Origin of the sequence: Microseira wollei NIES-4236 (genome assembly GCF_020521235.1) — a bacterium.
Classification (GTDB): Bacteria; Cyanobacteriota; Cyanobacteriia; order Cyanobacteriales; family Aerosakkonemataceae; genus Microseira; species Microseira wollei.
Map to the genome: position 1 here is coordinate 14,000 of NZ_BLAY01000110.1, position 20,137 is coordinate 34,136.

Genomic DNA, 20,137 nt, shown 5'->3' on the forward strand with positions numbered 1-20,137 from the left:
TTATACCAATTTTGTTGCTATCGTTTCATTGTATAGAGTGTACTGGGGACTCTGGCAGGGATATATCCGGATGGCATTTTCTCTGAAAACTAACCAAGTCTTCAACTACGACGCAGTTTCGTCCTTGGTGTTTGGCGGCATAAAGTGCTTTATCAGCAATGGTAATTAAGGTATCGGGGCACATCTCTGCATTGGGAATAATACTGGCAACTCCTAAACTTAAGGTGACATATTTACTCACTTCAGATTTAGCATGAACCAGTTTAATCCTTTGAATTTGCTTTCGGATTGTTTCAGCCACGTAGAAAGCTCCCTTCGCAGTTGTATTCGGGAGAATGACTGCAAATTCTTCCCCGCCGTAACGAGCAACTAAATCTGAATGACGCTTGACACTCTGACGAATTGCTGCGGCTACATGCTGCAAGCAAAAGTCTCCGGCGAGGTGTCCGTATGTATCATTATAAAGTTTAAAAAAATCCACATCGCATAAAATTAAAGACATCGGTAATTTTTCTCTAAAAAGTCGCAGCCATTCAAAGTAAAAATATTCATCAAACCGCCGCCGATTGGCAATTCCGGTCAACCCATCTAATGTGGCGAGTCGTTCTAGCTCCTGATTGGCTTTTACTAAAGCAGCTTCTATTTTCTTCTGGTGAATGAAAGAAGCTAATTGAGTGGCAACAGCTTTAACTAATTCAATTATTCTGGGTTCTGGTTTGAGTTGATTTTTATTCAAAAAAACTAGAATGGCTAAAACTTGGTCATTCACAATGATGGGAATGCTTAAAGCCGTTTTAAGTCCTACTTCTTTGGCAATTTCGCTCCGGATGAAGCAAGCTTCTTGAGCCAATGATATATCTTCGAGCCACTCTAATTGCTTGGATACCCAAACATGACCAGCTATCCCAATATTAGGAGGCAATATTAAAGTTTTACTTGTTTCGATAAAATTTTCAAATTTTTGTTCGCTCACATACCAACCGCGACTATATTCGAGGGTGGCGGTTTCGTTGTTGGGAATCCAAGCTTCTCCTAAATCCCAACCAATTGTTTGACCTACTTGACGCAGAGTGATTTCCAAAGCATCGTGAAAATCTAGGGATGCATTAATCAGTTTAGTAGTAGTTAATAAAAACCAAACTTCTTCTTCGGCTCGTTGGCGTTCAATTATCTCTAGTTGCAGTCTGGCATTTTGTTCGCACAGTTGTTTCTGCATCTGATGAATGGTTAATTGATTTTCCACCCTTGCCAATACTTCTTCTATTTGAAACGGTTTAGCGATATAATCGACGCCGCCTACTTTAAAGGCTTTGACTTTATCTATTGTTTCGCTATAAGCGCTCAAGAAAATCACTGGAATATTGCGGGTTATTTCTAAGCTTTTTAATTCTTGACAAACTTCATAGCCGTTCATTTCCGGCATATTGATATCGAGCAAGATCAGATCTGGTTTGACTATTTGTGCCCCTTGCAACGCTAATTTTCCATTGATGGCTTGCCGGACTTGGTACCCTCGCGACGTCAGCATGTTGGTTAAGAGTCGCAGGTGTTCCGGTGCATCATCTACGATGAGAATATTGGCTTTTAATGGCGGTTTAGTTAGGTGGCTCATCGCTGTAAGGTTGAGTTAATTCGATGATTATATCCATACGAAAGTTATCGACTAAATAGGTTAAAGCTTTGGTAATATTTGACAGGGTGGCGGGAATCTGCTGGAGCAACTCTATAATTTGCTGGTCGTCGATTTCCAAGGCGGCTTGGTGCAGTGCGACGATCCAGTTTCTGGGCATACAGCTCAAGTCTTCGCTGGTGAGTGATTGAGACTGTGCTGAAAAACGACCGTTTGAGGCCAAGGAACGATTTTCTTGGTAGACATATAACACTCCTAAATGTTGAGCCATTTTTTCAAACAGAATTTCTTCTTGAAAAGGTTTGCAGATAAAGTCATCGCAGCCTGCATTTAAGATAGCCAATCGCTGCTCTTCAAAGGCGCTGGCGGTGAGGGCGATGATTTTAGTATTTTTTGCTTTGGGATGGCGTTTAATTTCCCCCGTTGCCGTATAGCCGTCCATCACGGGCATTTCCATATCCATCAAGATCAGATTGGGTTGCCAATTTTCCCAGACTGTGAGTCCTTGTTGTCCATTTTCGGCTTCTCTGACTTCAAATCCCAAGGGGGCGAGCAGTTCCAGGAGCAGTTGGCGATTTGCTAAGACATCTTCGACGACGAGGATGCGATATTTTGGCTGATTTGGTTCTAACCCAATCACCCGTCGCGGGTCAGAGAGCGTGCTTTCCGGTGCTTCGGATAGCACAGTTGCTTGAATATTAAATGTAAAGGTGCTGCCAATGCCTTGTTGACTCGTGACGCCAATCTCTCCTCCCATCAATTTGACAAATTGCTGGCTAATGGGTAACCCTAAGCCAGTGCCTTCCATCGACTGGCGTCCGATTTGGCTTTGCACGAAGGGTTTAAAGATGGTGGAGAGTTCTTCTGGTGCTATGCCGGGACCTGTGTCTTCGACGTTAAACCAAAGCGTCACGCGATCTGAGTCCAGAGGGGCATTTGAATCTATATTCTCCTCTGCTCCCCATCTCCCCTGCTCCTCTGCTCCCGGAGTCCCCTGCTCCAGAGCTGTTTTGACTCGCAGTTTTACGCTGCCAGAGGTGGTAAATTTGATGGCGTTGCCGAGCAGGTTAATTAAAACTTGACGCAGTTTGCTTTCGTCGGTTTTTACGTACTGTGGCAGTTGGGGGGCGCGTTCAAATTTCAATTCTAAGCCTTTGGATTTGGCTTTGAGTTGGAACATGTCTTCGATGGCGGTGAGTAGGCGATATAAATCGAAGCAATTTTCATTGAGTGCAATTTGACCGGCTTCTATTTTAGACATTGATAAAATGTCGTTGATCAGGTCTAGCAAATGCTCGCCGCTGCGATTGATGATTGCCAGATGTTCGCGCTCACCCTGTTCTAGGGAGTCGCTGCGGGCGAGCAGCTGGCTGAAGCCCAGGATGGCGTTGAGTGGGGTTCTGAGTTCGTGGCTCATGCGGGCGAGGAATTGGCTTTTAGCTTTGTTGGCGGCGTCGGCGGCTTCTTTAGCGAGCTTTAATTGGGTGAGTAATTCTGCCTGCTGCAAGGCGACTCCCAACTGGTTGCCTATTTGCACGACGATGTTGATTTCTGCGGCTGACCACAGGCGGGGGCCGGTATTTTGATAGGTTGCTAAGAGTCCCCAAAGTTTATTACCGCAGAAAATGGGGACGGTGATGTAGGCTTTGGCTTGAAATGTTTCTAACAGTTCGATGTAACAATTGCTGAATCCGGCTTGATAAATGTCTGAAACGCAGAGGTATTTTTCCCCTTGGTTGTAGATGCCGCCTCCTGTGCGCTGTAGGTAGGTATCTTCTACCAAGTTATCGGGGCTGTCCCATAGTTTGACGATGCATCTGGGGGATTCTAAAACTGCTTGTGTAAAATCGGGGTGTTCTGGGTCTAGCTGGACTACGGGAACCCAGCCGCTGCCGATGGACTCGGCGACGAAGTTGCCGCTCCAGTCGTTGTTGAAGCGATAGATGATGACGCGATCGCTCCCCACCACCTGCCTTAATTCTTCCGTCGTGGCGCGGAAAATTGTTTCTATATCCAAACTTTGGCGCATTCGTTCGATCGCTTTGGCGATCGCTCGTTCCCGTTCCGCACTTTCCCGCAATGCCTCTTGCGCTTGTTGCCGTTCTGTGATATCAACTGCCATCGATGCGCCGCCGATGGCGTTGCCGCTTTCATCGATCAATGCCGTGTTATACCATTCGCAGATCGCGATTCTGCCATCTTTGGTAATGTTCTCGCTGATACTGCAAGTTGCGCCGCGTTGATACAGTAGGTCTGGCGTTGCTAAGTTGATTTGCTGTTGGAGGGTAGAGGGGGTGAGTAGGTCAATCAAATTCTGACCGATGGCTTCAGTCTGAGAGTAGCCAAAAATCTCAGCTGCGGCGGAATTCCAGGCAATAATTTTACCGTCGTTATTCCATTCGATCACGGCGATCGGGGTTTGCTGGACTAAAAATGCGATTCTTTGTTGGGATTCCAACAGAAGTGCTTCGTTGAATTTGCGATCGCTCACATCGATCATCACCCCATGCCAAATTATTCCTCCCTGGGAACCAGGCTCAGCCTGGGAACCAGGCTCAGCCTGGGAACCAGGCTCAGCCTGGGAACCAGGGACAGCCTGGGAACCAGGCTCAGCCTGGGAACCAGGGACAGCCTGGGAACCAGGCAGGCGTTCGGGGCGAGAAGTTGCTTGCACCCACTTGATTTGACCTGATGGGTAAATCAGCCGTCCTTCCCAGGTAAAAGGGGTTAAGGTTTGGGCGCTATGAGCGATCGCATCGATCAAGCTTTGTCTGTCATTTGGATGAACTTGCTCGAAGCCTAGCGCTGCATTTTCTAATAGCTGTTGGGGTTCTAATTCGTAAATTTCTCGGCATCCGGAACTGACATAAGCAAAACTATAAGAGCCATCGGGATGGAGCAGAAATTCATAAATCAGTCCCGGTACGCTGGCGGTTAATTTTTGCAATCTGGCTTCGCTTTGCCGTAAGGCTTCGTCTGTGGCTTTGCGATCGCTGGTGTCTATTAGCACCCCATGCCAGAGGATATCGCCGTTATCGCAGGGTTCTGGTTTGGCAGCGCCTTGAATCCATTTTTGTTTTCCGGATGGGGTAGAAATCAGCCCTTCCCAAAACCAAGGTTCTAAAGTTCGGGCGCTAGTGGCGATAGATTCGTGGAGCTTTTGTCGGTCATCGGGATGAGCGAGTTGAAAGGCTAATTCTGGATTTTCTATTAGCTGTTCTGGTTCTAATTCGTTAATTTCTTTGCACCCAGAACTGACATAGGCAAAATTATAAGACCCATCGGGATGGAGCAGAAATTCATAAAGCATTCCCGGTACGTTATCTGCTAATTTTTGCAACCTGGCTTCGCTTTGCTTTAAAGCAATTTCTGCTTGTTTGCGGGCGGTGATATCTCTAAGGGTGATCAGATAGGCGGCTTTATGATCCCAGGTAATTCTTAACGCTCGCATTTCAGCGACAATTATTTCAGAGCAAGGCCGAATAATTTCTATTTCGGTTAATTCGTCGAGCGTTATTGGTAAACCTAACGATGTGTGCAAAACTTCTTCGTAGGATCTGCCGAACAAAGTGAGGGCGGCGCCATTGACAAACAGGATGCGATCGTTGTCGTCTTGAACGATTAATCCTTCGGATATTGTGGTGACAATTTGCGATAACCGCGCTTCGCTTTGTTCCAGACAGTTAATTAATGCGGTTTTGACTCGTTCGTCGCGTTTTTTGTCGCTGATATCCCGTCCTTCGGGAATTAGCAGCACGACGTTACCCGCATCATCTAAAACGGGTTTTAAAGAAAAGTCAATCGTGGCGATTGTCTTTCCCGCACCCCGGATATCGACTTCGTACCGCACGAATTCACCGCTAGCTGCTAGTGCAATCGCATCCCGCAGCTGCTGTTGAGTCGGGGTGAGGGAAGAAGACGCGGGGACGGGGGGACGGGGGGACGCGGGGAACTCTTGTGTCAAGCTCGACCCTCTCCCTTGTCCCCCATTCGACCCGTCTTCTGTACTCGACCCTCTCGCTTGTCCCCCATTCGACGCGTCTTCTCTACTCGACCCTCTCGCTTGTCCCCCATTCGACGCGTCTTCTCTACTCGACCCTCTCGCTTGTCTCCCCCTCGACCCGTCTTCTTTACCTACCGTCCACCAGCGAGTTTCCCAATACGGGCGTCCTACAGCGTCCCTAGACTCAATGCCGCAAAAATCTAACGCTGTCTGGTTGGCTTCTATGAGTGTGCCATCGGGGGTCAGCAGTCCGGTAAATTGAAACGTATTGTTAAAGATGGCGCGGAATTTCCGTTCGCTTTCTTGCAGCGCTGACTGGATGTGCTTGCGATCGCTAATATCTTTATGAGTTCCCGTCATCCGCACTGGGTTGCCCATTTCATCCCGTTCGGTTACCCTGCCGCGGGATATAATCCACTTCCATTCGCCTTCCTTGCTTGCCATGCGAAATTCTACTTCATAGCAGAGACTACGCCCTTGCAAGTTCGCCTGCAACGCAGCTAGTGCGGTTGGCAAATCTTCTGGATGTACGAGTCTTTCCCAAGATTGATACCGATCTTCGATTTCCTCGACTGCATACCCCAGCATGGTTTTCCACTCCGGGCTGTAATAAACTATTCCCGTGTTAATATGCCAATCCCACAATCCTAAACCGCTAGCTTCGATGGCGAGTTGAAAGCGTTCTTCGCTGATGCGTAACGCTTCTTCTGCTTGTTTGCGCTCAGTAATATCCTGCCCAATCCCGATACAATTCCCATCGGATAGCAGAATATTCGCCCAGCAAGTATCGATCGCCCTCCCAGAGCGGGTTGTGGTTTTGAAGTCCTGCCATTTCCCAGTTGCTGCCTCCATGAATTCTACAACTCTGGCGCGGTATTCCGGGTCTTGGTAGCATTCTACTAATAGATTGCGGTTGGCTAACTCTGCCCAAGACCAACCGAGAACAAGTTCTAAATGCCGGTTGGTTAGTAACATATTGCCCGCCGGATCGTAAAGCATCAGCATCACGGGGATGTTGTCAAAAATTGTTTGCAAAAGTTCTTTTTGCTGGCGCAGTTCCGCTTCGGCTTGCTTGCGTTGGGTAATATTCGTCGCCGCACCAAGAATTTGCTTTGGTTTCCCGTCTGCGGTTCTGGCGAATAAGGTATCCCGGCTGAAAAACCAAAAATACTCGCCATTTTTGTGCCGCATCCGATATTCAAATTCAAAAATATCGCCATCTTTGCCCGTTTCAAATTGTTTGAGATATTCCCGGAAGCGTGCCAAATCGTCGGGGTGCATTAAGGTTTGCACTACAGCCGTTCCTATCTGCTTTAAGTCTGACGGGGTGTAGTCAAGAGTTTCATCGATCTCGCGGTTGATATAGACATTTTGCTGCTCTATCAAGTCGTAAACGTACAAAATATTGGGATTTGCTTCGGATAATTTTTGAATAAACCGCTGGCTTTCTTGCAAGGCTTGTTCTATCTGCTTGCGCTCGGTAATATCGCTGAGGGAGCCAATCATTTCGATGGGGTTTCCAGCTTCATCCCGCACTAACTTAATCGCATCGTATATCCAGCGATAAGTCCCGTCTTTGTGTAAAAAGCGGTATTCGCTAGCATGATAACCCTGTGCCAATAGCTGGTGTATGTCTGCCCAGACGCGCTCTTTATCTTCCGGGTGCATATGGCTAGCCCAGAAATTATCTGACTCTAAAAATTCTCGCGGTTCGTAACCTAAAAGGGCCGTGACGTTTTTGCTGACAAAGGTAGTGCCGTAGTAGTCGGTTGTCTTGCAGCTATAAATAACCGATGGGTTGGAGGAAAGTAAATATTCCAGCCGTTCTCTGGCGATTAAAAGTTCTTGTTGAGCCTGCTTTTTCTGGGTGATATCGCAGAATGTCACCGCCAAGCCATCCCCTAATTTTACCGCGACAACGTGAAACCAAGCCAGTCTTCCTTCAAAGTTGTAGTGAACTTCTCGGCTGAAAATTTCTCCTGTTTCAACCACCCGGACATAGTCTTCAAATAGTCCAGTTTCCTCGGTCCACGGCAGTTTTTCTAATAAATATCGCTCGATTAACTTTTCGGCTTTGATTCCGGCTATTTGTTCCGCTGACGGATTGACTAAAAGAAATTTAAAATCTACTATATTTCCTTGGTTATTTCTCACCGATGCCAACGCTACAATCCCGTCTTGGGAACTATCTAATACGCTCGCCAGTAAAGATTTTGATTGCGCCAGTGCTTCGCTTGTTTTCACCAACTCGCTGACATCGGTATGGGAGAAAATCATCCGCACCACCTGCCCGCTTTCATCTTTGAGATGTATGGCTCGCACGAGAATATGCACCGTTGAACCGTTTTTATGATAAAATCTTTGTGTCGTCGTAAATTCTTTCACTCGACCGGCATTATAAGCCTCGATCAGGTTTAAGGCGGCATTTTTATCTTCTGCAAATATTAATTGTTCCCAAGAGGAAAATTGCTCGTAAATTTCATCTTCCTCGTAGCCGAGCATTTCTTTCCAGCGGGGGGAGAAGTAAACTTCGCCTGTTTGTAAATTCCATTCCCAAAAGCCGTCGTTCGAGGCGCACAAAACTAATTCCAAACTGTCTTTAGTTTCTTGCAGTTCTGCTTGTGCAGCGTTGCGAATCTGAATTTCTTCTTGGAGTACTTGATTTTTTAGTTCTAGTTGCTTTTGCAGGATTTGGATTTCGAGATGATTTTCGATCCGGGCTAAAACTTCTTCGACTTGAAAGGGTTTGGTAATATAATCGACGCCGCCGACTTTAAAGGCTTTAACTTTGTCGGTGGCTTCATCTAACACGCTCAAGAAAATGACTGGAATATCCCTGGTTTGCTCGTTAGCTTTGAGCCTTTTACAGACTTCAAATCCGGTCATTTCTGGCATGATAATATCGAGCAAAATTAAGTCGGGAGGGGAAGATTTGGCTGCATTCAATGCCAGTTGTCCAGAGATAGCCCGCTGGACTTTATACCCGCGCTGAGTCAGAATATTGGACAAACACCGCAGGTTGCTGGGTTGGTCGTCAACCACTAAAATTTTGAAGGTTTGATTATCAATTGTCATGGGTTTAACTGCGAGTTTGGATTTGACCCCGAATGCTGAATTATTTTATAATTGAGTGAGTGAGTCTCACTATTATATCGAGGCGAAAATCATCAAGTAAATCCCTTAAAGCCTTGGCTAGAGGGGTATAAGATTCGGGTATTTGCTCGATCAGCTGAGCCACCAACTCTTCATCGACTTCGTTAGCAGCCTGATAGAGCTGTGCGATCCAAGTTTGTGGCATTTGAGCGAGTTGCTGAAGCAAAAGCTTGACGGGTTTTTCACTAGCATAATAACGTTTGCGAGAATAAGCGAGGGTTGATTGAGGTAAATCTTCGTAAACATAGCGCAGGCCCAGGTATTCAGCCATCTTTGCAAAAATTAACTGTTCGGGAAAAGGTTTGCGGACAAAATCATCGCAACCTGCTGCCAGGATTTCCCCTCGTCGCTCTTCAAAGGCACTGGCAGTCAGGGCAATAATGATGGTTTGGCAAGGGGAAGAAGAAGCGGCGACGGGGAGAGGGGGAGACGCACAGAAAGTCCCCTTGTCCTCTGCTGCAAAATCTCTCTCCCGCAATCTAATTTGTTTGCTTGCTTCCATACCATCCATCACTGGCATCCGGGTATCGAGCCAAATCAGGTGCGGTCGCCACTTTTCCCACAGTTCGAGAGCTTGCTCGCCATTTTCAGCTTCTTTGACCTCAAAACCAATCGGTTCGAGCAATTTAACCATCAGCAGGCGGTTTTCTTTCGTGTCGTCAACCACGAGAATTCGGTAAGTTATTTGATTGGGTTCTAAACCAATCACCCGTTGCAGGGGTTCGGTGATAATTTCAGCGGGTTTTGCTAGCTGCGCTGGGATATTAAATTTAAAAATTGTTCCCTGACCAAAAACGCTGCTGACTGTAATTTTTCCTGCCATTAATTCCACGTAACTGCGGGTAATGGTTAAACCAAGACCCGTGCCTTCAACGGCTTTTTTCCCTGCTTCTGCTTGGACGAAGGCATCAAACAAGCTATACAGTTCTGCCGGGGCAATACCGCAGCCTGTGTCTTCTACTTCAAATATTAGTTGGTAATGGCGTTCCCCGGCAGAGCCAGGGAACGAGGGTAATTGGTCATTGGTAATTGGTGGTTCTTGCCGAGCGGGTGACCGATCGCCCAATACGGCTTGCACGCGCAAGGTGACGCTGCCATAGGATGTAAATTTAATTGCGTTTCCCAGCAGGTTGGTTAAACAAACGCGCAATTTTTTTTCATCGGTTTTGACGAATTGGGGAACGTCTGGACTGACTAAAAAATTTAAAATCAAGTTTTTTTGTTCGCATTTAATTTGAAACATTTCTTCCAGGGTATCGAGCAGGCGATACAGGTCAAAGCTGGTTTCGTAAAGACCGATAATCCCGGCTTCGATTTTGGAAAAATCCAAAACATCGTTAATTAAGTCGAGTAAATGTTCGCCGCTGCGGCTAATAATTCGCAGATTTTCTACTTGTTCGGAACTGAGGTGGCGATCGCGCAACAAAACTTGAGTAAACCCAAGGATAGCATTGAGCGGTGTTCTGAGTTCGTGACTCATGTTGGCGACGAATTGACTTTTTGCTTTGGAAGCAGCTGCGGCGGCTTCTTCGGCTTTTCTGCGATCTACAATTTCTTGTTGTAGTTGTTCATTTTGGGTTAGGAGTTGTTTTTGCAGCCGTTTAATTGTGAGTTGATGTTCAACTCTCGCCAAAACTTCTTCTACTTGAAACGGTTTTGTGATATAATCCACTCCCCCAATTTCAAAGGCTTTGACTTTATCCAAAACTTCATCTAAGGCGCTAATAAAAATGACTGGGATTTCCTTGGTTTGGGGGTCGGCTTTTAATTGCTCGCAGACTTCATAGCCGGATAGGTCGGGCATTTTAATATCGAGTAATATTAAATCGGGGGGAGCCGATTTGGCGGCGCGGATTGCCATTGTTCCCTTAATGACGCCTCGGACTTTATAGCCGCGATCGCTTAAAGTTGCGGATAACACTTGCAGGTTTTCTGGGGTGTCATCAACGATTAATATATTGCCTTTGTTATCTTCGGTCATGGGGAATTGCTAATTGCTAATTGCTAATTGCTAATTGGTAATGGGGAATTGGGATTTGCTGTTTTATTGGCTTTGAAAAACATCAATTAAATCGATGATTTGATCGCAGCGGAAGTTGTTGACTAAGTCGGCGATCGCATGTTTTAAAGGTGCGGACTCGCTGGGTATTTGCTCTATTAAACAGAAAATTAGCTCGTTATCGATGGAGCAAGCGGCGTCGTATAATTCCTTCACCCATTCAGGTGGCATTAATTGGAAAGATTCTGGTTGCAGAACGAAAGATGAATGGGTATTTCCCGCTGGGGTAGTGGAGGGGAGTTCCCCGTTGGACGGGGTGGATGAATGTTGCTGTTCATAAACGTAACGCACTCCCAAGTATTGAGTCATTTTATCCAAGATAACCTGCTCGCGAAAAGGCTTGGCGACGAAGTCATCGCACCCGGCGGATAAAATGACAGATCGTTCTTCATCAAAGGCACTGGCGGTGAGGGCAATAATCACAGTTGCCTGACCTTTTAAATGGGTTTTGATGCGTTTGGTAGCTTCGTAGCCATCCATCACCGGCATCCGCATATCCATCAAGATTAAATGGGGTTCCCACATCGACCAAATATCGACAGCTTGCAGGCCATTTTCGGCTTCGCAGACGGAAAAACCGATGGATGTTAGCATTTTTACCAAGAAAAGGCGGCTTTCCATCCGGTCATCAACGACGAGGATGCGATATTCGGGTTGGTTGGGTTCTAAACTGATGACTCGCTTGGTTTCTTGGGTGGCTTGAATTTCAGATGAAGTGGCGAGATCGACTGCAATATCAAATTTAAAAATGGTTCCTTCTCCGACTTTGCTGTTGACAGTAATATCCCCGTGCATCAGTTGGATGAATTGTCGGCTAATGGGTAACCCCAGTCCGGTTCCTTCTTGACTCCGCCGTCCCGTTTCAGTTTGGGCAAAAGGTTTAAACAAGTTGTCCATTTCTGCTTCTGCAATGCCGGGACCAGTGTCTTCAATTTCAAAATATAAGCGGCAATGGGTAATGGGTAATTGGTAATTGGTAATTGATACATTCTCAAGATCTCCCACAGGCGAGACGCCTGTGCTACTCTGCTCAGATTTGACGCGCAAGGTGACGCCGCCTTCTTTGGTAAATTTAATTGCGTTTCCCAACAGGTTAAGTAAAACTTGGCGCAATTTGCTTTCGTCGGTTTTTAGATAACGGGGCAGGTTTGGGTCTTGGTCGAAAATTAACTGCAAGCCTTTTTTTTGGGCTTGGAGTTGCAACATGTCTTCGATGGTTTCTATTAGGTGGTGCAGGTCAAAGGGATTGGGTTCGAGGCTGACTCGTCCGACCTCGATTTTTGACATTTGCAGAATGCTGTTGATTAAGTTGAGTAAATGCTCGCCGCTTTTAGTAATAATGTTGATTTGTTCTTTTTGTTCGGTGTGGAGGGATGGATCGCGGGAGAGCAATTGGGTAAATCCTAAGATAGCGTTGAGTGGGGTTCTCAATTCGTGGCTCATGTTAGCGAGAAATTCGCTTTTGGCACGGTTGGCTTTATCGGCGGCTTCTTTGGCTTGTTTGAGGGCAATTTCGGCTTGTTTGCGCGTGGTAATATCGCTGGCGGTGCCGGTGGTGCCGATGATGTTTCCTTCTGGATCTTTTACAGCGATCGCATTCGTGAGAATGTTAACTTCTCTGCCATCTTGAGTGATGATGGTGCTTTCCGCTTGGAAAATTGATTCGCCATTCAGCAGGCGTTGATGCCATTCGTTAGAAGCCGCAACGGCTTCGGGTGCGAGGAAATCAGAAAAATAACGACCCAACATTTGGCTGGGTTCGTAACCGTAAACTTGTTTGGATGCTTGGTTGATAAAATTAATCCGTCCGGTGCGATCGCATGCCCAAATCACATCCTGGGATGTTTCGACCAAGCTGCGATATTTCTGTTCGCTTTCGGCGAGGTTGAGTTCTGCCTGTTTGCGATAGTTAATATCTGATTGGGAACCCAAGAGTCGCACGGGTTTTCCACTTTCGTCCCACACTGCTTGTCCCCGGTCTTGAATCCATTTGTAGCTGTCGTCTTTGCACCGCAGGCGATATTCGGCAGTATAAAAGGGGGTAATCCCATCTAGATGTTGTTTCATTGCTGCGGTTACCCGGTTTAAATCTTCGGGATGGATGCGGCTTTTCCATTCATCTACACTGTTGCCGATTTCGCTTTCTTCATACCCCAGCATTTCTTTCCAGCGGCGCGATCTGAATACTTCACCCGTGACGAGGTTGGCGTCCCAAATCGCATCGTTGTTGGCTTTTAATACTAACTGCCAGCGTTCTTCGCTCTTTCTTAATTCTTCGCTTGATCGCTTGCGTTCCGTAATATCCTGACTCACAGAAATCAGACAATTTTCTCCGCCAATTTCTATCATTTCTGACGAGAGCAACGCCGTTCTTATTTCCCCCGATTTGGTGCGAGATTCAAATTCATAGTTGCGGACAAATCCTTGGGAGGCTAATAGTTCAAATAGGCGCTTACGGTCTGATAAATTGACCCAAATATTCAAGTCAACGGCGGTGCGACCGATGATTTCGTCAGCCGCGTATCCCGTCATCTCGCAAAAGGCATCGTTAACTTCAATATGCCTACCATCCCTGAGTCGGGTAATTGTAATTGCGTGAGGCGTGGACTGAAAAGCTTTGGCAAATTTTTCTTGTTCTTGGCGCAGTTGGGCGGTTCGTCGATCGACTAACGCTTCTAGTTCTTCATTTAACTGCTGAAGTTTGACATTCTTTTCTGCCAGTTCTTTTTCCAGTAAATAGCTATTGATAGCTTCTTTTACCGTTAATTTTAAATCTTCTTGCTGCCATGGTTTAGCGATGTAACGATATAATTTTGCATATTTAATTGCATTCCCTACTGCTTTAACATCTGCTTGTCCCGTCAGCATTATTTTAATAGTTTTTGACGAGATTTGATGGACTTGCCGTAACAATTCATCCCCTTTCATATCGGGCATGAGATAATCGGAAATTACTAAGGGAATTTCACAACCATCTTCTAGCAATTCGATTAGCAAGTCTAAAGCATCTTCACCTCCTTCTGCGGTTTCGATGGCATAATCTTCGCCTAAAGTTGCCTTCAGCTCGATTTTCAAGCTGTCCAGGATTGTGGGTTGGTCGTCAACGCAAATAATAACTGGTTTTTTCATAACTATTGGTTTAAGCCGGATTTAATCGTGTCAATCAGTTCTTTTACATCCCAAGGTTTGGACAAACAGCTATGCAAATTCGCTTCTTTTATAGCCCGATCTATGGCAGAGCGATCCGCTTGTCCAGTCAACATCACTTTGACAATATTTGGATACTTTTGGTGAACGCGGATTAAAAATTCATCTCCTTTAAGACCGGGCATTAACCAATCAGATACAATGACGATAATCGGGATATCTCCTTCAATCTCTTCAATAATTTCTAGGGCTTCATCGGCACTTTCTGCCACTTCATATAAGTAAGCATCCCCGAACTCATTTTTTAATTTAATTTTCAAACTATCCAAAACAACTACTTCATCATCAACGCATAAAATTGCTGGCTTTCCCATAACACTTTCCTCAACTACAAAGGTAAAAATACGGTAAATTTTGTTTGACCGGGAACGGTTTCTACTTGGATTTCCCCGCCATGTTTTTCGACGATTTTTTTAACGATATCCAATCCCAAGCCGCTGCCAACACCAGCGGGTTTGGTGGTGAAAAATGGCTGGAATATTTTTGGCATAATTTCCTCTGGGATGCCTATGCCGTTATCGGTAAAGCTGACTCGGATTTGATTGTCTTGCTGTCCAATGTCTATTTTTAAAGTCCCTTTATAGTTCATGGCTTGTAGAGCGTTGTGAATCAGGTTTGTCCAAACTTGATTGAGTTCATCAGCATAGCATAAAATATAAGGTAAGTTCTGTTCATAGTTCCTCACAATTTCCACGCTTTGTTTGATTTGGTTAGAATACAAAATTAAGACGGTTTCAATGCCTTCAGTAATATTGGCTAGCACCTTTTCACCTCCAGGGTTGTCATGGGTGTAGGTTTTTAAGGCAAATACTACTTTAGCCGCCCGTTCGGCGGCGGTGACGATGGTTTGGGCGCTTGTTTGTAAGGTGGAAATTTGATAGGCGGTTCTTAAAATATTTCTGTCTTGAAGTAAAGGCAAAAAAGGTTCAATTTGATCGTAAATACCCATGTCAACTAAGGTATCGGCTACGGTGTCGGGATTTTCAATGGCGCGGTCTTCCAGTTGCTGCCGCAAGGCTTTTTTAAGTTGACGCCTTTGTTTGGAAGAAAATAAAGTTGATTGTTGGCTTGATTTCCTCAAGAGGGCAAAAAATTCCTCGCCGCGTTCTTGGGAAAGGTTTTGGAAAAATTGGGGTAACTTTTCTAGATTGTGAGTCAAGAAATCAACAATATTCTGCACGGAGGAGCGAATGGCACCCAGGGGGGTATTAATTTCGTGAGCGACTCCAGCTACTAATTGTCCCAATACTGCCATTTTTTCCGATTGGATCAGTTCTTGTTGCGCCAGTTGTAGCTTTTGCAGGGTATGGGCTAATTCTTCATTTTTGTGACGCAGGGCGATTTCGGCAATTTTGCGATCGCTAATATCCCGCGCTACCCAAATGGCCCAATTGCTAGACAGGGGCGATATGTTTGCAGTAAACCATATCTCGCCCTCTCCAACGGATAATTTGTAATCAAAGTTAATCGTTTGCTGCGTCTCTAAAACCCTTTCAACTTGCTGCCACCAGATTGAACCATTCTCATGTTGAAACAGTTGCGCCATCGTCTCTGAAATCATATCCCACTCGGATGGGTAGGCGGAAGATGTATTTGTCGGCATCGCCTCGATATTTCTTTGCCTGTCGAGGACGAGGATAATATCGTTCATCCCGGCAAAGACGGCACGCATTCTATTTTTAGAAGCTTCCAGGTGTTCGTTGAGGAGTTGGCGATCGCGTATTTCTTGTAATAATTTTTGGTTCGTCTCCTGCAGTTGCGCGGTGCGTTCTTCAACTCGTTGTTCCAGGATAGCGTTGAGGCGGCGCACTTCGGTTTCGGCAGCGGTGCGTTCTTGCAGCGCCTGCATTAGTTGTGCGTTCGCTGCCATCAGTTCTTTTGTTCTCGCTTGCACTTGCGCTTCTAAATTCTCGTTAACCTGCCGCAGTTGCGCTTCTGCCTGTTGCATTTGCTCGTTCATTTGTTGCAAGGTACGGGTTTTTTCCCCGATCGTTTGCTGCAACAGTTCCACGGTAGCGTACATTTGGGCTGGGTCTAATGCTTGCAACAGGTTGGTTTGAGTCACAATCCCGACTAAGTATCCCGCCTGATCAACGACTACCAACCGCCGGATGCGGTGCTGTTGCATCTTTTGATTAGCTTCCCATAAAGTGGCATCGCTTCCCACTGGCAGCAAAGGTGAAGTCATAACGGTTTCTGCCTTTGTCTGGGCGAGGTCGATGTTTTGGGCGGCGAATTTAACGATATCTCGTTCGGTGATAATACCTACGGGTTTGAGAAACCCTTCGAGAAACCGGGTTTCTTGGGTGCAGATCGCAACGCAGCTTCTGCGTTGCGTTGCCATTAATTGGGCAACATCGAAGACTGAAGTTTCTGGCGTTGCAGTTGTCACGGTTTTGGTCATGATATCGGCAACGCGCCCCATTTGCAGCAAGTCGGTGGGTTTGAGGACGGCGCGTAAACTTTCTCCCGTCAACACGCCGAGCAATTTACCATCAGCGTCTGTAATGGGGAGGTGACGAATTTGAGCCGAATGCAACAGTGTCAGCAAGTCAAAGATATTATCTGCGCGATCGCGCGGGCAAGTAATCAAATTCTGCGTCATCACTTCGGATACAGTCATTTCCTCTAGTGGTTTATCGCTAATCGCCAGTCGAACGACATCGCGTTCGGTGAGAATACCGAGTAATTTTTCTTGTTGGGTAATTAAAGTATAGCTAGCGCCAGTTCTGCTCATGGTTGCGATCGCCTCGCTTAATGGAGTCCCAGGCGGCATCATCAAAGGATGACGCTCAAGCGCTTGCTCGATTAAGGTTTGGTTATCTGAAAGGTTAGGGGACATAACTATAAATCAACCATTTTTAAACATTTTAAAGTTTAAAACATTTTTTTGAGCCTGTAGGGGCGGGTTTTACCAGTAACTCACTCAAGTTGATTAATTGGTAATTGGTGAAGTGTGATGCTACATTTCAGATATATTTAAAATCTTAAATTACCCATTACCGATTACCCATTACCCATTACCAGCTTCGTTGGATATAACTAGCAAATAACGTTAAATTACTAATCCTATCACTTAGCAATTAGCTATTAGCAATTAGCATTAAATAGGTAGTAAAACGCTAAATTTTATTGGCGCTGGGAGCTTACTTCTATTTTTACTAGATGTTTTTCGATAATTTTTGCACGATTCCCAATCCCAAGCCGCTGCCAATCCCGGCGGGTTTGGTGGTAAAAAATGGCTCGAATATTCTTGGCAAAACTTCGGGGGGAATCCCTTTTCCAGTATCTGTAAAGCTGACGCAGATGCTGCCATCTTGCTGGGTTACGTCAATCGTTAAAGTTCCTTTGTTTTCCATTGCCTGCAAAGCATTCTGAAGCAGATTATTCCATACTTGATTTAGTTCATCAGCATAACAGGGAATTTCCGGCAACGAACGGTCATAATTCTTGACAACTTCTCCCCCTTGTTTTAGTTGGGTATTAAAGATAATTAATACTGTGTCAATTCCCTCAGTAATATTCGCCAACTTTTTTTCATCCCCATGGTCATAATGAGCATAGCGTTTGAGTGACATGACTAATTTAGCGGCGCTGTCTGTAGCCGTTTTAATTGTATGGGAACTTTTGAACAAGTAGGAAATTTTATCAATATTTAAAATATCAGCGCTGTTAGGTTGTTTTAATCAGCCTAAAAACGGCGCTATCTTATCATAAATTCCCAAATCGAAAAGGGGAGAGGCGAGAATTTGATCGTTTGAGAACGCTGCAATTTCCAACTGGTGAATTAACCCTTTTTTAATTAGGCGTCTTTCTCTGCTAGATCAGATCGCCGTTTGGGAAATTGACCGTTGCAGCAAAGCCAAGAAATCCGAGCAAAGTTCCGGAGAAAGTTGTTGCCAGACAGGGGGTAACTGTTCTAAAAGTTCAGTTAAATAATTATTCAGATTATTCGCTGATGAGCAAATCGCACTCAGGGGATGATTAATTTCATGAGTCACTCGGGCAATCAGTTGTCCCAATGCTGCCATTTTTTCCGAGTGAATCAGTTCGGTTTGCGTTGCTTTTAACTTTGCCAATGCTTGTTGCAATTCGCGATTTTTTGCTGCCAGTTCCTCGTTAGCGGTTGTTAGTTCCAGGGTTCTCGCTGGCACTTGCGCTGACAAATATAGCGGATTGCAGTCGCATGAGGTACACCTTGGCAGCAGTGTGCGGGCACCCTTAAGGGTGCCGCTACACAAAAGGCGCCAAAAGGCTGTACCTCACACGAAAAGCAATCCGCTGTATTCATTCACCTCTCGCAGTTGTGCTTCTGCCTGCTGCATTTGCTCGTTCATTTGTTGCAACTGTTGCGTTTTTTCGGCGATGATATGCTCTAAAAGTTCAACAGTGGCATACATTTGAGCCGGTTCTAAAAGTTGCAACAAGCTACTTTGGGTAACAATCCCGGCTAAATATCCCGCTTCATCTACGACTACCAAACGCCGAATCCCATACTGTTGCATCAACTGATGAACTTGCCACAGGGTGAAATTGAGTTGCGTCGGGTGCAGCGGGCAACTCATAACAGTTGCGGCTGAAGTTTGGACGATATCCAGTCCTTGAATTTTGAATTTGACGATATCCCGTTCGGTAATAATTCCCACAGGTTTCAGAAACCCGGTTTCTTCAAGAAACCGGGTTTCTTGGGTTTCTTGATCGCAAATTACAACGCAACTTTTGCGATGGGTTGCCATTAGCTGGGCAACTTGAAAAACTGAAGCATTAGGCAAAGCAGTCAGTACATTATTGACATCCTCCCCGCCCTAAAACGGCGGGGATTCCATCTACTCCAGAAGCTCAAAAATTGATAGCTGCTGAAATTCTGGTGGGTTGACGCTTCCCTGGTCGCTGCTACAAATAACTGTAGTCTGACGCTGGCCTCCACGTCCGTTTAAAGTCTCCGAATGTCCTCCGGCGACCAAGATATTCACTGCGGCATTCACATCACGAGCGTGCGATGTACCGCAATTCAAACAAACCCATTCTCGGATTGATAAATCTAACTTTCCAATCCTAAAGCCACAACAAGAACATCTTTGAGAAGTAGGTTCCCAACGGTTGATTATCCGAAATTCCCTACCAGATCTTTCCGACTTAGCTTCGAGAAATGTCCTAAAACTTCTCCATCCTAAATCAGAGATTGCTCTAGACAGTTTCCGGTTTTTAACCAGGCCCGACACATTAATATCTTCCAAGACAATCGTTTGGTTTGAGCGGATTATCTGAGTTGATAGCTTGTGTAAAAAATCGGTTCGATTGTCTGCCAATTTAGCATGAAATCTTGCTAACCGTTTTCGAGACTGCTCAGATCGCCTAGACCCTCTCGTTTTCCGATCTAATTTTTTAGATAGTTTCCTCAAGCAAAGAATCTTTCTTGTGAGAGGTTTGGGAGCTTCTATTTTTTGACCGTTGCTTAAGGTAGCAAAGCTTTTAATTCCTAAGTCTATCCCAATCGTCTTGTCAGATTGCGGTAGATTTTCGGGCTGAACTTCGACAACAAAACTAAGGAAATATCGGTTTGCACTGTCTTTGATGACGGTAACAGAGCTAGGTGCGGACGGAAGCGGTCTTGACCAAACCACATCTAAATTGCCGACTTTGGCTAAATAGATTTGGCCGACTTTCACGGAGAATCCTGTGTTAGTAAATCGCGCCGATTGCTTAGATTTACGCTTTTTAAACCAGGGTAGTTTAATTTGCCGTCCCTTCCTTTTTCCTTTGCAGGAGCTGAAGAAGTTTTTGTACGCTTGTTCTAGATCGTTGAGCGATTGCTGTAAGGGAACGGTAGAAACTTCAGAAAGCCATGCCCTACTTGCTGTTTTCTTGGCTTGGGTGATAAATTGTTTTTGCAGAGCGGTGTTCTTCGGCTTCTTTCTACCTCCTTTATACTCGGAAACACAGAAAGCCAGAGCATCGTTGTTGAACTAAGTCAGAGAGTCACCCCTCTGACTCGTCTTCAGAACCGGACGTGAGACTTTCACCTCATCCGGCTCCTCAGTTACAAGGTGCTTGTCACGCATACCAGCCATATCCTGAGCGGTTT

Annotated in this window: 9 protein-coding genes and 1 pseudogene; all 10 read right to left on the reverse strand. The window is 45.5% G+C overall.

The genetic code is table 11. The features are described from left to right. Window positions 1–25 precede the first annotated feature (25 nt). Entirely contained in the window at window positions 26–1,612 is a 1,587-nt protein-coding gene (locus MiSe_RS30375; protein ID WP_226587336.1) for a diguanylate cyclase domain-containing protein, read from the reverse strand. Next, window positions 1,596–8,708, reverse strand: coding sequence for a PAS domain S-box protein (locus MiSe_RS30380; RefSeq protein WP_226587337.1), 7,113 nt, complete (start codon window positions 8,706–8,708; stop codon window positions 1,596–1,598). The genes MiSe_RS30375 and MiSe_RS30380 overlap by 17 nt, the downstream gene beginning before the upstream one ends. A gap of 40 nt (window positions 8,709–8,748) precedes the next feature. Then, the gene (locus tag MiSe_RS30385) at window positions 8,749–10,767 is read right to left on the reverse strand and encodes a response regulator (protein ID WP_226587338.1); all 2,019 of its coding nucleotides are present in this window, start codon (window positions 10,765–10,767) and stop codon (window positions 8,749–8,751) included. Window positions 10,768–10,830: 63 nt separating this feature from the next. Further along, on the reverse strand, window positions 10,831–13,974 hold the full coding sequence (locus MiSe_RS30390; RefSeq protein WP_226587339.1) for a PAS domain S-box protein: 3,144 nt from the start codon (window positions 13,972–13,974) through the stop codon (window positions 10,831–10,833). 2 nt (window positions 13,975–13,976) lie between these two features. Then, entirely contained in the window at window positions 13,977–14,366 is a 390-nt protein-coding gene (locus tag MiSe_RS30395; RefSeq protein WP_226587340.1) for a response regulator, read from the reverse strand. Between the two features lie 14 nt (window positions 14,367–14,380). Beyond that, a complete protein-coding gene (locus MiSe_RS30400; protein ID WP_226587341.1) occupies window positions 14,381–16,894 on the reverse strand; it encodes a CBS domain-containing protein in 2,514 nt (837 codons plus the stop codon). 319 nt (window positions 16,895–17,213) lie between these two features. Continuing rightward, window positions 17,214–17,630: a sensor histidine kinase gene (locus MiSe_RS30405; protein WP_226587342.1), complete on the reverse strand. Its 417-nt coding sequence runs from the start codon at window positions 17,628–17,630 to the stop codon at window positions 17,214–17,216. A 246-nt stretch (window positions 17,631–17,876) separates the two neighbouring features. Next, complete coding sequence (locus tag MiSe_RS30410; RefSeq protein ID WP_226587343.1) at window positions 17,877–18,206, reverse strand: sensor histidine kinase; 330 nt, start codon at window positions 18,204–18,206, stop codon at window positions 17,877–17,879. A 108-nt stretch (window positions 18,207–18,314) separates the two neighbouring features. After that, the gene (locus MiSe_RS30415) at window positions 18,315–18,833 is read right to left on the reverse strand and encodes a CBS domain-containing protein (RefSeq protein ID WP_264196732.1); all 519 of its coding nucleotides are present in this window, start codon (window positions 18,831–18,833) and stop codon (window positions 18,315–18,317) included. A 45-nt stretch (window positions 18,834–18,878) separates the two neighbouring features. After that, window positions 18,879–20,012 (reverse strand): annotated as a pseudogene (locus MiSe_RS30420) (RNA-guided endonuclease InsQ/TnpB family protein); the annotation flags it as partial. Window positions 20,013–20,137: the final 125 nt, after the last annotated feature.